Origin of the sequence: Amycolatopsis orientalis, assembly GCF_000943515.2 — a bacterium.
Taxonomy (GTDB): Bacteria; Actinomycetota; Actinomycetes; order Mycobacteriales; family Pseudonocardiaceae; genus Amycolatopsis; species Amycolatopsis orientalis.
Window position 1 is genome coordinate 8,545,319 of record NZ_CP016174.1, and the last position, 15,224, is coordinate 8,560,542.

General features: G+C 70.1%; 13 protein-coding genes. 3 read left to right on the forward strand and 10 right to left on the reverse strand.

What is annotated here, in order from left to right:
* Positions 1-211 precede the first annotated feature (211 nt).
* From purH to SD37_RS37265, 8 genes are all read right to left on the reverse strand, one after another.
* Positions 212-1,774 (reverse strand): bifunctional phosphoribosylaminoimidazolecarboxamide formyltransferase/IMP cyclohydrolase, encoded by a 1,563-nt coding sequence (purH, locus tag SD37_RS37230; protein ID WP_044855652.1) that lies wholly within the window; start codon positions 1,772-1,774, stop codon positions 212-214.
* The gene (purN, locus tag SD37_RS37235; RefSeq protein WP_044855653.1) at positions 1,771-2,388 is read right to left on the reverse strand and encodes a phosphoribosylglycinamide formyltransferase; all 618 of its coding nucleotides are present in this window, start codon (positions 2,386-2,388) and stop codon (positions 1,771-1,773) included. The genes purH and purN overlap by 4 nt, the downstream gene beginning before the upstream one ends.
* Before the next feature lie 76 nt (positions 2,389-2,464).
* Complete coding sequence (locus tag SD37_RS37240; RefSeq protein WP_145926821.1) at positions 2,465-3,982, reverse strand: cell division protein PerM; 1,518 nt, start codon at positions 3,980-3,982, stop codon at positions 2,465-2,467.
* A 144-nt stretch (positions 3,983-4,126) separates the two neighbouring features.
* Positions 4,127-4,954 carry a DUF5336 domain-containing protein gene (locus SD37_RS37245; RefSeq protein ID WP_044855654.1) on the reverse strand — a complete coding sequence of 276 codons (828 nt, stop codon included), beginning with the start codon at positions 4,952-4,954 and terminating at the stop codon, positions 4,127-4,129.
* Positions 4,955-5,352: 398 nt separating this feature from the next.
* Positions 5,353-6,240: a succinate--CoA ligase subunit alpha gene (sucD, locus tag SD37_RS37250; protein ID WP_037314929.1), complete on the reverse strand. Its 888-nt coding sequence runs from the start codon at positions 6,238-6,240 to the stop codon at positions 5,353-5,355.
* Position 6,241: 1 nt separating this feature from the next.
* Positions 6,242-7,411: an ADP-forming succinate--CoA ligase subunit beta gene (sucC, locus tag SD37_RS37255; protein WP_044855655.1), complete on the reverse strand. Its 1,170-nt coding sequence runs from the start codon at positions 7,409-7,411 to the stop codon at positions 6,242-6,244.
* 117 nt (positions 7,412-7,528) lie between these two features.
* On the reverse strand, positions 7,529-7,888 hold the full coding sequence (locus tag SD37_RS37260) for a hypothetical protein (RefSeq protein WP_044855656.1): 360 nt from the start codon (positions 7,886-7,888) through the stop codon (positions 7,529-7,531).
* Positions 7,885-9,732, reverse strand: coding sequence for a hypothetical protein (locus SD37_RS37265; RefSeq protein ID WP_052675135.1), 1,848 nt, complete (start codon positions 9,730-9,732; stop codon positions 7,885-7,887). The genes SD37_RS37260 and SD37_RS37265 overlap by 4 nt, the downstream gene beginning before the upstream one ends.
* Positions 9,733-10,383: 651 nt before the next feature.
* On the opposite strand from SD37_RS37265, the gene SD37_RS37270 reads away from it, so the two are divergent.
* A complete protein-coding gene (locus SD37_RS37270; protein WP_037314917.1) occupies positions 10,384-11,070 on the forward strand; it encodes a M23 family metallopeptidase in 687 nt (228 codons plus the stop codon).
* A gap of 175 nt (positions 11,071-11,245) precedes the next feature.
* On the opposite strand, the gene SD37_RS37275 is transcribed toward SD37_RS37270, so the two are convergent.
* Both SD37_RS37275 and pcrA read right to left on the reverse strand, forming a co-directional pair.
* On the reverse strand, positions 11,246-11,488 hold the full coding sequence (locus tag SD37_RS37275; RefSeq protein WP_044855657.1) for a hypothetical protein: 243 nt from the start codon (positions 11,486-11,488) through the stop codon (positions 11,246-11,248).
* Between the two features lie 239 nt (positions 11,489-11,727).
* Positions 11,728-14,136 carry a DNA helicase PcrA gene (gene pcrA / locus SD37_RS37280; RefSeq protein ID WP_044855658.1) on the reverse strand — a complete coding sequence of 803 codons (2,409 nt, stop codon included), beginning with the start codon at positions 14,134-14,136 and terminating at the stop codon, positions 11,728-11,730.
* A gap of 90 nt (positions 14,137-14,226) precedes the next feature.
* Here pcrA and SD37_RS37285 point away from each other — a divergent pair, with 90 nt between their 5' ends.
* Together SD37_RS37285 and SD37_RS37290 are read left to right on the forward strand one after the other, a co-directional pair.
* Positions 14,227-14,646: a DUF1707 SHOCT-like domain-containing protein gene (locus SD37_RS37285; RefSeq protein WP_044855659.1), complete on the forward strand. Its 420-nt coding sequence runs from the start codon at positions 14,227-14,229 to the stop codon at positions 14,644-14,646.
* A gap of 172 nt (positions 14,647-14,818) precedes the next feature.
* Positions 14,819-15,106, forward strand: a complete 288-nt coding sequence (locus SD37_RS37290) for a chorismate mutase (RefSeq protein ID WP_037314906.1) — start codon at positions 14,819-14,821, stop codon at positions 15,104-15,106.
* Positions 15,107-15,224: the final 118 nt, after the last annotated feature.

Genomic DNA, 15,224 nt, shown 5'->3' on the forward strand with positions numbered 1-15,224 from the left:
CGTTCCTCCTACCGATCCTCGCGTCCGCACCGCGTCACGATTAGCCCGCTGAAGTCGACACGCGGCCAGCATGGCACGGCGACCGGGGCCGGGCACCGGGAATGCCCGCGGTCCTGTCCGCGGGCACCCCCGGGATCACGATTAGGGGGCTAAACGCAAGTCGGCGCCGGGGGCGACCGGAGCGCGGTTAGCCCGCGAAACGCGACCTGGGCTAGTGCGCGAAGTGGCGCGTGCCGGTCAGGTACAGGGTGACCCCGGCGGCCTCGGCGGCGGCGATGACCTCGGCGTCGCGGATCGAGCCGCCCGGCTGGACGACGGCGCGGACACCGGCCTCCAGCAGGACCTCGAGCCCGTCCGGGAACGGGAAGAAGGCGTCCGAAGCGGCCACGGAGCCCTTCGCCCGGTCTCCCGCCCGCGAGACCGCGAGCCGCGAAGAGTCGACCCGGTTGACCTGGCCCATGCCGACGCCGACGGTCGCGCCGTCGTTCGCCAGCAGGATCGCGTTCGACTTCACCGCGCGCAGCGAACGCCACGCGAACTCGAGGTCGGCCAGCGTCCGCTCGTCGGCGGGCGCGCCGGTCGCCAGCGTCCAGTTCGCCGGGTCGTCGCCCTCGGCGGCGATCGTGTCGACGGTCTGCACCAGCATGCCGCCGGAGATCGGCCGGAACTCGATCGGATCCGGCGACGTGATGGCGGGCAGCTTCAGCAGCCGCACGTTCTTCTTGCGCTGCAGGATCTCCAGCGCCTCCGCGTCGAAGTCCGGCGCCAGGACGACCTCGGTGAACACCTCGGAGATCTGCTCGGCGGCCTCGCGGCTCACCGGCCGGTTGGTCGCGATCACCCCGCCGTAGGCCGAAACCGGGTCGCACGCGTGCGCCTTCCGGTGCGCCTCGGCGATGTCCTCACCCACGGCGATCCCGCACGGGTTGGCGTGCTTGATGATCGCGACGGCCGGGGCCTCGAAGTCGTAGGCGGCGCGGCGCGCGGCGTCGGTGTCGACGTAGTTGTTGTACGACATGGCCTTGCCGTGCAGCTGTTCCGCGTGCGCGAGGCCAGGGCGCCAATGCTTGTACAGCGCGGCCTTCTGGTGCGGGTTCTCGCCGTAGCGCAGGACGTCGCCGCGCTCCCACGAAGCACCGGTGAAGTCCGGGAAACCGGAGTCGTCCGCAGGCGCGTAGACGTTGGCGAACCACGCGGCGACAGCGGTGTCGTACGCGGCAGTGTGCGCGTACGCCTGCGCGGCGAGGCGCTTGCGGTCGGCCAGCTCGAAACCACCGGCGGCGACGCGCTCCAGCACCCACTCGTAGCGGGAGGGGTCGACGACGACGGCGACACTGTTGTGGTTCTTCGCCGCCGCGCGCACCATCGCCGGGCCGCCGATGTCGATGTTTTCGACACAGTCCTCCGGGCTCGCGCCCGAGGCCACGGTCTGCGTGAACGGGTACAGGTTGACCACGAGCAGGTCGAACGGCGCGATGTCGAGCTGCTTGAGCTGCTCGACGTGCTCCGGGCGATCACGGTCGGCGAGCAGGCCCGCGTGCACGCGCGGGTGCAGCGTCTTGACCCGGCCGTCGAGGGACTCGGGGAACCCGGTGACCTCTTCGACCGGCGTCACCGGCACCCCGGCGTTCGCGATGACCTTCGCCGTGCCGCCGGTCGACACGATCTCGACACCCGCCGCGTGCAGCCCGGTGGCGAGTTCGAGCAGGCCGGCCTTGTCCGAGACGCCGATCAGCGCGCGACGGACGGGACGCTGTCCCTGTGCGGTACTCACGAAAACCTCACCTTTCGTCCCTCGACCGCGCACCCGCTCCGGCCGAGTTTTTCGATCGTTTCCACCAGGAGCCTGCGTTCCACGGCCTTGATCCGCTCGTGCAGGACGTTCTCGTCGTCATCGGCCTCCACGACCACCGCCTCCTGCGCGATGATCGGACCGGTGTCGACCCCGGCGTCGACGAAATGGACCGTCGACCCGGTGACCTTGACGGCCATCGCCAGCGCGTCGGCCACGGCGTGCGCGCCGGGGAACGACGGCAGCAAGGCCGGATGCGTGTTGATCACGCGGCCGGGGAACCGCGCGAGGAATTCGGCGCCGAGGATCTTCATGAACCCCGCCGAAACGACCAGATCGGGCTGGTAGGCGGCGACGGCTTCGGTGATCGCCTTGTCCCACGCCGCGCGGTCCGGATGGTCGGCCATCCGCACGGCGAACGACGGGACGCCGGAGCGTTCGGCCCGCGTGAGCGCCTCGATCCCGGTGCGGTCGGCTCCGACGGCGACGACCTTCGCCGGATAGTTCGGCTTTTCGGCGGCGTCGAGCACGGCCTGCAGCAGCGTGCCGGAACCGGACGCGAGGACGACGAGCTTCACCGGAGTGGGCAGGTCCAACCGACTAGCCAGAACGGGCTCCTTGCCACGGCGGTACGCACTCGGGCGTACGGCGCTTCACCTGGTCGCGTCAACCCTAACGGTCGCCGCCGGGCGAGCTTTCGTCGCCGGACCCGTCGGTGGACTCGGTCACAGCGATGTCCTGCTCAGGCTCGGATCCGGGCTCGATTTCGGCCGGGGTCCCGTCGAGGTCCTCACCCAGCTCGCGGGCGAGTTCCGCTTCGGCTTCGTCCTCGAATTCGGCCTCGGCCTCGATGACTTCGTCCGGTTCCGCTGCTTCGCCCTCTTCGGACTCGACGACTTCTTCGTCGGCTTCGGCGACCTCGGTGGCGTCGATGTCTTCGGTGGCATCGGTGTCTTCGGTGTCTTCGGTGTCTTCGCCCGGTTCCCCAGGCGGTTCGGGAGCCTCGTGCGCACCGGTGAAGAAGGCGACGAACCCGCCGGGGATGACGATCCAGCAGAAGGTGATCACCGAAGCGACCCCGACCGGCACGCTGACCGGATCGAACGGCCCGTCACCGAGCCGGCCACCGGCGAGGGTCCCGAGGACGACGCAGCCGAACGCGACGAGCGCACCGGCGACGGCGACCGCGCGCATCCGCAGCATCGGATCCTCGTCGATCGCGCGGATCTTCCAGCCGACCAGCGCGCCGACCAGCGCGGGCAGGAGCAGCAGCGCCGGCCACCAGACCGCGTGATGCGACGGGATCCCCGCCAGCACCGGCACTCCCGGCAGCTGCCCTTCGCGGTAGCCGAACATGCCGACGGTCAGGGAACCGACCGAGAATCCCGGACCGGTGGTGAAGGACAGCGAGGCGATGACGGCGTTCGGCAGATAGGCCACGGAAAGCAGGAACAAGCCAAGACTCGCACCGAGGCCCGGTTCGAACAAGCCGTCCACAGTGGACCATGAGACGGCGGTGACGGTGGTGAACACCGCCGCGCCACAGGCGATCAGCGCGGCGAGGCCGAGCGCGCCCGCCCGCAGCCCGTGGACGGCCACCGGGTCGAATCGCTCCCGCAGCGTAGCGGGCGATCCGCACCGCTTGGCGGTTCCCGCGACGGCGGCGAGCCCGGCGAGGAGCCCTGGCACACAGAAGGCGGTCAGTGGGTTCACCCCGACCGGCGATCCCCCGGCCAGCAGAGCGATGAGCACGCCGAACAACGCGTGCGACCCGGCGATCACCGCGACCACCGGAACCGCGTCGGCCGGGGTCCCGCCGCCGATCCGGCGCACGGCCCGCGAAGCCGTCCGCGCCGTGAACCACGCGACGGCGATGGTCGGCAGGAGCGGCAGCACGCTGAGGGGGTGGCCGCCGAATTCGAGTCCCACCTGCCACGAGGCGAGCCAGCCCGGACCCGCGGCGCGCAGGGTGCCGATGCCGGAGAAGCGGGAACGGTCGGCGGCGAACGCGACCACCGCGAGGACGGTCGCGACGGCGGTGTAGGAGAAGAGCAAGGGCGCGCAGGCGGCGGCGAGCAACACCCGGACCCGCTTCGCCCTGGACACCTCCGGCTCGGGGACGAGGTCGCTCACCGGCTCTTCGCCCGGCGGGCGTTCGTCACGGGTGAGCAGCTTCATGATCCGCACCATGACATCCGGACTGGTCCGTCCGGGTGAGGCACGCCGCCGTCGGACGGCGCGCGTGGCCCAACCCACCCGGTCGGGTAACCCCGGAAAAAGAAGCACCCGCTGTGACACGGAGAGTCACAGCGGGTGCTTTTTACGTGCGAGAGATCAGCTCTGCTGGCCGAACCCACCCGGCGGCGTACCCGGGTTCTGGCCCTGCTCCGAGGAGGAGGACGGCGGCTGCTGGAAGAACTGGCCCTGCTGCGGCGCGTACGTCGTGGCCTGCTGGCCCGGCGGCTGCGTGACCGGCGGCTGGAACCCGCCCGGCTGCGAGAACGGGCCGGACGGCTCGCCCTGCTGCTGACCCTGCTGGCCCTGTTGCCCCTGCTGGCCCGCGCCGGGGAACGGCTGGACCTGAGTGGCGGCCGGCCCCTGCTGCCCCTGCTGGCCGAACGGACCCTGCGGGCCCTGCTGCGGGAACTGCTGGCTGTAGGGGCCCTGCGGCGACTGCTGCTGCGGCTTCGCGGCGGGCAGCTTGATGACCTCGTGCTCGAAGAGCAGCGCGGCGACCGCGACCAGCATCTGCAGGATGCCCAGGATCAGCACCACGGTGAGGATGCCCGGGACCGAGACCTCGTCACGACCGCCCCCGTAGCCGATGATCAGGTCGAGACCGCCGAACGCGCCGAGGACGCTGAACAACGCCGCGAACGGCAGCGTCTTCGGGCCGCGCGGCAGCGCGTGCAAGGCCGCGAGCAGACCGCTGACCAGGAGGAAGACCGAAACCTGTCCGGCGGCGTCGGCTTCGTCGGAGAAACCGATGAAGAACTGCACCAGCCCGAGGACGGTGACGGCGAGCGCGAGCAGCAGCGCCAGGTTCAGCGGGGCCGCCTGCGACGGCGCCTGCTGCTGTGGAAAGGCTCCCGAGCCGGGGTTGGGGTGTTGCTGGCCGCCACCCTGCTGGGGGTAGCCGGGCCCACCGCTGGGATAGGACATCCGAATGCTCTCCTGTCGTTCGACCGGCACCCCGGGGCACGCGGGACTCCCGGGACAAACGAGGCGGCTGTGATGCTCGAACGCTAGCGCACACGCGGTCACCCCACGCCTCGGGCTCTGAGACGTCTGTACACCCGATCGGGTTCCGTGCGGAACCCCCGTCGACGCCCGTTTCGACTTTCGCCCCCTAATCGCGACGCGCCCCCGCGGATCGCGGTCAGCCCGCGAAAGTCGACACGGCCCCCGGATCGCGATTAGGGGGCGAAAGTCGACCTGCCCCAGGGAGCGCGATTAGGGGGCGAAAGTCGACGCGCGGGGGCGGGAGGGAGGGGTAGAAGCAGGCGGGCCGGGCACCGGGGGTGCCCGGCCCGCCGGGGTAAGCGTCAGTCTCCGAAGGGTCAGAGGCTGTTGTACAGCTCGCGCGCCAGGACGGCGGTCTCGCTCGGGGTCTTCCCGACCTTGACGCCGGCGGCCTCGAGGGCCTCCTTCTTGGCGGCGGCCGTGCCGGAGGAGCCGGAGACGATGGCGCCGGCGTGGCCCATGGTCTTGCCCTCGGGCGCGGTGAAGCCCGCGACGTAACCGACGACCGGCTTCGTCACGTTCTCCTTGATGTAGGCCGCGGCGCGCTCTTCGGCGTCGCCGCCGATCTCGCCGATCATCACGATGACCTTGGTCTCGGGGTCGGCCTCGAACGCCTCGAGGGCGTCGATGTGCGTCGTGCCGATGACCGGGTCGCCGCCGATGCCGACACCGGTCGAGAAACCGATGTCACGCAGCTCGTACATCATCTGGTAGGTCAGCGTGCCGGACTTCGACACCAGGCCGATCGGGCCGGCGCCGGTGATGTCGGCCGGGATGATGCCCGCGTTCGACTTGCCGGGGCTGATCACGCCGGGGCAGTTCGGCCCGATGATCCGGGTCTTGTTGCCCGTCGCGACCGCGTGCGCCCAGAAGTAGGCCGAGTCGTGCACCGGGATGCCCTCGGTGATCACCACGGCGAGCGGGATCTCGGCGTCGATCGCCTCGATGACCGCGTCCTTGGCGAACTTCGGCGGCACGAAGATGACCGAAACGTCGGCGCCGGTCTCCTTGATGGCCTCCTCGACCGTGCCGAACACGGTGAGGTCCTTGCCCTCGATGGAGACGGTCTGGCCGGCCTTGCGGGCGTTGACGCCACCCACGATGTTCGTGCCGGACTTCAGCATCTTGGTCGCGTGCTTCATGCCCTCGGAGCCGGTGAGCCCCTGGACGATGACCTTGCTGTTCTCGTTGATGAAGATCGACATCTCACGCACCTGCCGCGGCGAGCTCGGCGGCCTTGTCGGCCGCGTTGTCCATTGTGTCCACCACGGTGACCAGCGGGTGGTTCGCGTCGGCCAGGATCTGGCGACCCTCGACGACGTTGTTGCCGTCCAGCCGCACGACGAGCGGCTTGGTGGCCTCGTCGCCCAGGATCTTCAGCGCCTCGACGATGCCGTTCGCGACCGCGTCGCAAGCGGTGATGCCGCCGAAGACGTTGACGAAGACGCTCTTCACGTCGGTGTCGTTGAGGATGACGTCCAGCCCGGCCGCCATGACCTCGGCCGAAGCGCCGCCGCCGATGTCGAGGAAGTTGGCGGGCTTGACGCCGCCGTGCTTCTCGCCCGCGTAGGCCACGACGTCCAAAGTGGACATCACGAGGCCCGCGCCGTTGCCGATGATGCCGACCTCGCCGTCGAGCTTGACGTAGTTGAGGTCCTTGGCCTTGGCCTTGGCCTCGAGCGGGTTCTCCGCGTCCTTGTCGACCAGGGCCTCGTGGCCCGGCTGACGGAACGAGGCGTTCTCGTCGAGGGTGACCTTGCCGTCGAGGGCGATGATCTTGTCCTGCGGGTCACGGACCAGCGGGTTGACCTCGACCAGGGTCGCGTCCTCGGAGACGAAGGTCTCCCAGAGCTTCACGACGACGTCGGCGGCCTCGTCGATGACCTTCTCCGGGAACTTGCCCGCGGTCAGGATCTCGACGGCCTTTGCCTTGTCGACACCGTTGATCGCGTCGACCGGGATCTTCGCGAGCGCCTCGGGACGCTCGACGGCCAGCTGCTCGATCTCCACGCCGCCTTCGGCCGAAGCCATCGCGAGGAAGGTGCGGTTCGCACGGTCCAGCAGGAAGGAGAAGTAGTACTCCTCGGCGATGTCCGAGGCTTCGGCCACCAGCACGCGACGCGTGATGTGGCCCTTGATGTCCAGACCGAGGATCGCCTCGGCCTTCTCCGCGGCCTCGTCGGGCGTCTGGGCCAGCTTGACGCCGCCGGCCTTGCCGCGGCCGCCGGTCTTGACCTGGGCCTTGATGACGACCTGGTTGCCGATCTTCTCGGCGGTGGCCTTGGCTTCTTCGGGGGTGTTTGCCACGGCACCCGGCAGAACCGGTACTCCGTGGGCGGCGAAGAGATCCCTCGCCTGGTATTCGTAGAGGTCCACTACTCCAGTCTCCTGACGACACGCCACTGTGGTGGTCCGTTGCCGGACCGCGCTGTCGGACCAGTCGAGGTTAGCGACCTGCGCAGAAGCAGGGGACTCCGCACCTGGTGAAGTCGGTCACCGTACGCGGTCAGACGGTGTTTCCACGGTGTGAGACCGCACACCGGAGACCCAGTTCGCCGCCTCTTCCAGCGTTTCGAAGGCGTTCTCGAACCGGCTCGGCCCGTTACCGACCGCGAAGAGAAGGACGTCCGGGAGCGCTTCGGCGAGCCCTTCCGGCTCACTCGCTCCCCGCACGACGCCGAGGATGTCCGGATCCTCCTGTTCAGCCGTCCGGACCAGTTGCTCGGTGGCGCCGAGACGCCCGGAGTAGACGACCTCGACCCCGTCGTCGCGCAGCAGCCTCCCGAGCGCGACGGCCGAACCATCCGCGATGTCGAACTCGGCCAGCACGACGCGCAGGAGACGACGGGTCACCTGGACCGCCTCGAACCCGCGACGGCCATCCCGGCCGCGACGAAGGAGACGACGGCTGCGCTCAACGCGAGCCAGAACCCGACACCCGCCGACGCGCCCTCGTACTCCGAACCGACAAGTGCCCACTCCGCCGCGCGCAGGTCGAGTACCAGCGCGGCACCGATCAGCGCGGACGCGGCCGCGACCGGACGCGAACGCACGACGAGCGCGTACAGGCCGAGCACGACCGCGAGCGCGCCGAGCAGACCCCACGACGCCGAGCCGAAGTCCGACCACAGACCCGGCGCGGTGTAGCCGGGGGCAGTGAACACAGGCGTGCCGAACGCGGCGACCGCCAGCACCGCCGCCGCGACGACCGGGGTGAGCACGTTGCCGCTCGTCCGTGAGCCGTCGTCGGCAGCATCGGCGGCGTCGTCGTCACGCTCCACCACCCCGGTGATCACGGCGGCGAGCCCGGCCATGGCCGCCAGCGCGAGGGAGATGAAGGTCCAGGTGACGCCGGGGCCCGCCGAGAAGCCGATCTTGTCCGGCAGCACCGGGAGGTCGACACCGAACAACGCGGGGTCGACCGCCTTGTCCTCGGTCACGGACAGGGCCGCGCTCAGCACGGCCGCGCCCGCGAGGACGACGCCCACCCACGTGGCCGCGACGACTCCCCTGGCGAACGCCGAAAGCCTCGGCACGAAGACGAACAGCGCCGGTACGGCGAGTACGACGGCGGCGCCGAGCAGCAGCCAGCGCGCCGGCGTCTCCGGGACGGGCGTCGCACCGTTGGCCTTCAATACCGGGGTCAGCGCGCCCGCGACCGCCGTCGCGGCGGCGAGCAGTGCCAGCGCGCCGGTGGCCAGCCGCCACCAGAACAGTCCGGGCAGCCTGGCCTCGCCTGCCAGATCCCCGGTGACCGCCTCACCGGCCTCCGCGCCGTCGAACCGGGTGAAGGCCAGCCCGAGCAGCGCCGAACCCGCGAGAGTCACCACGACCGACCCCGGCGCGACCGAGAGCCTGTCCACGACCAGCCCCGCGAGCACCTGCGGTACGCCGACCGCGAGCGCCGCCAGCGCCGCACCGGCGAACCCGCCCTTGCCCACCGCGGCCGAGGGTGAACTCACCGCCACGAGCACGGTCAGCGGAAGCAAGGCCGCGAGCAGCAGATACCCGGCCATCGCGACCGTCGGGCCCTCGAAGGCGTTCTTGGCCAGCAGGTACGCGTTGCCCGACCCCAACGGCGGGAGCAGCAGCCCGAGCCCGCCCGCCACGCCGAGGACCGGCCCGAGCAGCCGCCAGCGCCGCCGCCCGTCGAGTTCGCCGGCCAGTTCCGCCTCGTCGCGGGCGGTGCCCGCGGCGAACGCGCCGGCGGCGAGGGTGAGCAGGTGCCCCACCACCAGCGCCCACAGTCCCGGCCCGGCGGGAGGCAGTGTCAGCAGGCGATCGGCGAGGAACAGTTCCGGCCGCGCGGCGAGCGATCCGTCCGCGAGCAGCTGCAGATCCAGCAGCAACCGTCCGGGCGCCAGCGCGGTCAGGCCGAGCACCAGCCCGGACGCGAGCCCGGCGCGTCCCGTGACCACCGCGTGGAGCACTGCCGCCGCGGGAACCAAGGCCAGCACGACCAGCACCGGCCAGGCGGTGAATCCGGGCGAACCGGCCCGGACGACGGGCAGCAACGCGCCGGCGGTCAGCGCGACCGCACCGGCCGACACCAGCCCCGCCGACAGCACGAGCGCTCGCGGGCGGGCGCCCGGTTCGCTCCGGAAAAGTTCGGCGGAGGCTGTCCCGGGGACGGACTGCCCGGCCGGTTCCGCGGATTCCGCGGATTCGTCACCAGGGGGCCGTGAGCGCGAAGTCATCGACGGCGACGCTAGCAAGCCGGACCCGCACCGGCGCGACAGCAGGCAGGGGCGGCAGCTCGGGAAGGGGTCGCGGTGCGTCACGGCGGCAGACCGGGCACGTCAGCGGCGGGTCACAGTGGGTCGTCACGAGGACACAGCAGGTCCCACGGGGACCGACGGCGGATAAACCTCCTTCAACACCTCTCGGCAACCGGTTATTTCCCCCGTTCGCCTCCTTCCCGGCCCTCCGGTACCCCCGAACGGCCGCATGAACCTGTAACGCAAGTCACAAGGTTACGAGTAAACCTCCTTTAACTTTGGGTAATATTCACTGGATAACGGCCAGATCGCCGTCGCCCGATCGGCCGAGGAAGGCCTCAGATCTTGCTGATCGGGGTACCGCTTCGTTACTGTTCCCGCGTCCCCATTACAGTCAGATCACGAATGAGAGCAACGAACGAACCACCCCCGAGGTCGTTCACCGGGTTCCCCCGCCCGGGCTCTTGATCAGACTCCCCGAACATGGAAGGCCCCGTCTTGGCTTCACACCGCTCCCCCGGCGGCCAAGCTCCTTCCCCGGCGCTCGAGAACGCACTGGATGGTGCGGTCGTCCGCGTCCGGGGCTCGCACCGCCTGTCGCCCCCGTCCTCGGCTCTTCGCGGCCGTGTCGTGGTCGCAGCCGTCGCTGCCGGCGCCTTCGCGGCCGCCGCTGCCGGGCAGACCCTGAAGTCCGTTTCGGAATCCTCCGACGCCGCTGTCACCCCGCTGGCCAGCACCCAGGACGCGAGCGCTTCGTTCGCCCTCGGCGGCGGAGCCGGTGGTGGCGCCCCCGAGTTGCTGCCGACCAGCCACTCGACGAACGCCTCCGCCGAAGCCCAGAAGCTCTCGGAGAACAGCAGCATCACCCAGGCCCGCGTCAAGCGTGAGGCCGAAGCGGCCCGCAAGGCGGCCGAAGAGGCCAAGCGGCCCAAGACCTGCATGCCCGCCAAGGGCACCTTCACCTCGGGCTTCGGCGCCCGGTGGGGCACGAGCCACCTCGGCATCGACATCGCGGCCCCGATCGGCACCCCGATCGTCGCGGCCTCCGACGGCACGGTCATCGAGGCCGGCCCGGCCAGCGGTTTCGGTCTCTGGGTCAAGGTCCAGCTCGCCGACGGCACGATCCACGTCTACGGCCACATGAACTCGTTCTCCGTCCGCGAAGGCCAGAAGGTCAAGTGCGGCGAGGAGATCGCCGAGGTCGGCAACCGTGGCCAGAGCACCGGCCCGCACCTGCACTTCGAGGTGTGGCAGAACGGCACGAAGAAGATCGACCCGCGCCCGTGGCTCGCCGCCCGCGGCGTCAACGTCGGCTGATCGAGCCTCTTTCCCCACCGCTACACCGGTAATCCCGCCTGAAGCACACGCGCGCCGGGCAACGGCGCTCTGGCGCGCCTTCAGGATCTCCGCTGTGTGCTCCGGCTTTGGGCACAGGAAGCGTCGTGGGTCCTCCGGCTCCGAGCAGGTCCGGCTTTCCGCACCCTCAGCGCCCTCACGCGACGCCGTCGGGCGCTCTTCGGATGAAGTACCCCACGGCGACCTGCCACACCGTGCAGAGACCCACCGGGCGCCGTCTGATCGGCAGCCGTCCGGCGAAGATTCCCCGCGAAGGACCCCGGCACCCGGCTGGCCGCGGCCCGAACAGCCGCGCGTGCCCGCATACGACGCACCGGCCGACCCCGTCCAGCTCGTGCATCCGCAGTAACGCGCGCCAGGCCGCGACCAGCCTGAGCACTTCCGGCGGTTCCGGACCCCGATCCGGCCCCGCCCCTTCTTCAACGCCCCGCAAGTACTCCAGTACCCCACCCGCGAGAACACCAAACAAGACCCCGTCCACACCGTGCGCCCCCTCCCTGATCGGGGCACACCGGCTCGTCCAGCATACCCCAGCGCATCGAACTCGTGTTCGATGACAGAGGTATACGGGAAGGGTCCGACAATTTTCGGACACGGGGATGAAAGCGCAGGTCAGGGCTAGAGTTTGACCATCGGGACGCTGCCGATGAGCATTAGCCGGACCTTGCCGGCGGCACCGAAGTCGATGGTCGCGGTGGCCCGCGGCCCGGCCCCGTCGCAGGCGACGACGGTCCCGAGCCCGTACTTGTCGTGGCTGACCCTGTCGCCGACGTCGAGCTTGAGCGCGACGGTGTCCTTCCAGCCCTTGCCGAACGGGCTCGTACCCGTCGAACCCGACGGCGACGAGGTGCCACCACCGCGGCGGCCCCAGGTCGTCGCGGCGCGCGGCGAGCCGCCCGAAGAACCGAAACCACCGGAGGACGACGAAGGCGCGAGCCTGCGCCAATCGACCAGCTCGCCCGGAAGCTCGTCCAGGAACCGCGAAGCCGGGTTCATCTGCGGCTGCCCCCAGGCGGAGCGCACCATCGAACGGGAGACGTACAGCCGCTTCCTGGCGCGCGTGATCGCGACGTAGGCGAGCCGTCGTTCTTCGGCCAGCTCGGTCGGGTCACCGAGGGCACGCATATGCGGGAAGATCCCGTCTTCCCAGCCCGTGCAGAAGACGACGGGGTATTCGAGGCCCTTCGCGGTGTGCACGGTCATCAACGTGACCACCCCCGCGTCGTGCCCGTCCCCGTCGTCGCCGCCGTCGGCCGCGGGGATCGAGTCCGCGTCCGCCACCAGCGAGACCCGTTCCAGGAAGGCGGGCAGCGAGCCCGGCTCCGGGACCCCGGGTTCGGCCTCGGGCAGTTCTCCGTCCGGACCGGCGACCTCGGCGGTGAATTCGGTGAACTCCCGCGCGACGGTGACGAGTTCCGTCAGGTTCTCCACCCGCGACGCGTCCTGCGGGTCGTCGGACTCCTCGAGTTCCGCGCGGTAGCCCGTGCGCTCCAGGACCGCTTCGAGGATGTCGGCGACCTCGGCGCCGCTCTCGACGACCTCGCCGAGTTCGTCCAGCAGCTCGACGAAACCGGTGATCGCCTTGGCGGAGCGCGGGTTCAGCAGCGGCACCTCGCCGTTGACGGCCCCGCGCAACGCCTGCGCGAACGAAATGCGCTCGCGCTCGGCGTAGGTCGCGATGACCGCTTCGGCACGGTCGCCGATGCCGCGTTTGGGAACGTTGAGGACACGGCGCAGGCTGACCGTGTCCTCCGGGTTCGCCAGCACCCTCAGGTACGCGAGCATGTCGCGGACCTCGCGCCGTTCGTAGAACCGCACGCCGCCGACAACCTTGTAGGGCAGGCCGAGGCGGATGAAGATCTCTTCGAAGACGCGGGACTGGTTGTTGGTGCGGTAGAAGACCGCGACGTCGGAGTAGTCCGCTTCGCCCTTGTCCGCCAGCGCGTCGATCTCGCCCGCGACGAACGCGGCCTCGTCGTGCTCGTTGTCCGCGACGTAGCCGACGATCTTCTCGCCGTCGCCCGCGTCGGTCCACAGCCGCTTCGCGCGCCTGTTGGGGTTACGCGCGATGACGCCGTTCGCCGCCGAGAGGATCGTCTGGGTCGAGCGGTAGTTCTGTTCCAGCAGCACGGTCCGAGCGTTCGGGAAGTCGCGTTCGAATTCCTCGATGTTGCGGATGGTCGCGCCGCGGAAGGCGTAGATCGACTGGTCCGCGTCACCCACGACGCACAGTTCGGCGGGCTCGATGCCCGCCTCGTTCGCCTCGGTGCCGACCAGTTCGCGGATCAGCGTGTACTGCGCGTGGTTCGTGTCCTGGTACTCGTCGACCAGCACGTGCCGGAACCGCCGCCGGTAGTACTCGGCGACGTCCGGGAAGGTCTGCAGGAGTTCGACCGTCCGCATGATGAGGTCGTCGAAGTCGAACGCGTTGGCCTGGTTGAGCCGGCGCTGGTACTCGACGTAGACCTCGGCGACCCGGCGCTCCAGGTCGTTGGCCGCGTTCGACGACGCCGTCTCCGGGTCGACGAGTTCGTTCTTGAGGTTCGAGATGTGCACGGCCAGCGTGCGCGCCGCGTACCGCTTCGGGTCGATGTCGAGGTCGCGGGCGACGAGCGTGATCAGTCGCTTCGTGTCGTCCGAGTCGTAGATCGAGAAACTCGACGACATCTCCAGCGTTTTGGCCTCACGACGCAGGATCCGCACGCACATGGAGTGGAACGTCGACACCCACATGGCGTTCGCGCGGCGGCCGACGAGGTCGCTCACTCGCTCCCGCATCTCCGCGGCCGCCTTGTTGGTGAACGTGATCGCCATGATCTGGCCGGGATGCACGTCCCGTTCGGCCAGCAGGTAGGCGATCCGCCGGGTCAGCACCCGGGTCTTGCCCGAACCCGCGCCCGCGACGACGAGCAGCGGCGAGCCCGCGTGGGTCACGGCTTCGCGCTGTGCCGGGTTCAGGTCGTCGAGCAGGTCCGTGTGCCGGGACTTGGCCGGACCGTCCGCTGGGAGATCGAAGAGGGTGTTCATCGCCGGTCCACGCTACAGCGCCGGGCGTAGGCGCTGTTGTCGCCTGCCGTCCGACGCGCGGGCGGCGTTCGCGGCGGAGGATCGGATGCCATGGACACCAACGGAATTCCCTCCCGGCTCAGGGCAGCCGACACCGACCGGGGGCGGGTCGCCTCGCTCATCCAGGCCGCCGGCGGCGAAGGCCGGCTCACCCTCGAAGAAGTAGAAGAGCGGCTCGGCACTGTGTATTCCACCAAGTACACGGACGAACTCGAGGCGCTCACCTCGGACCTGCCGCGACCCGCGCTCAAACGGCGTCCGGTCGCCTTCGGGCATCCGGCGGTGCGGGTCCATCTCGCGATCGCCGCGGTGCTTTCGGTGCTGCTCATCGTCCGCTGGACGGTTTCGGGCGTGCCGTTCTTCTGGCCGGCCCTGCCGATGTTCTGGCTCGCGATGAGCGTGCTCGTGCACGCGCGGGTGCGCGGGGCCCGTCGCGGCTTCCGGCCGCGTGACGGCGTCGCTGTGGCATAATGATCGGCGTGCAGCACCACGCGTTCCGATTTTTTTACGGGATCCGGACACCGGCTCCCGTGATCGCGTAGTGCCCGAAAACGCCATCACCCGAAGCCCCGGAGTCCACGCGGACCCGGGGCTTTCGCCGTTCCGGGGGCCAGCAGGGAATCCGGACCGAAGAGAGGTCCCGATGAACACCACGCAGAAGCCGGATGCCGAAGAACCCGCCGCCACCGCCGAAGAGATCGGCGAGCTCCGGAAGGAGATCGACTGGCTCGACAGTGAGATCCTGCGCCTGGTCAAACGCCGGGTCGAGGTGTCCAAGACGATCGGCGCCGCCAGGATGGCCGCGGGCGGCACCAGGATCGTCTACAACCGCGAGATGGACGTGCTGGCCCGCTACCGCGAACTCGGGCCGGAGGGACGGCAGCTCGCGATGGCGCTGCTGAACCTGGGCCGGGGCAGGCTGGGGCGCTGACCGCACCGGATCGCGTTTAGCCCGCTAACCGCGACTCGGTGCCGCAGGAGCCTGGGGGCACCGGATCGCGTTTAGCCCGCTAAAGGCGATCCGCGTCACGATTGCGTGCGGTGAGGGG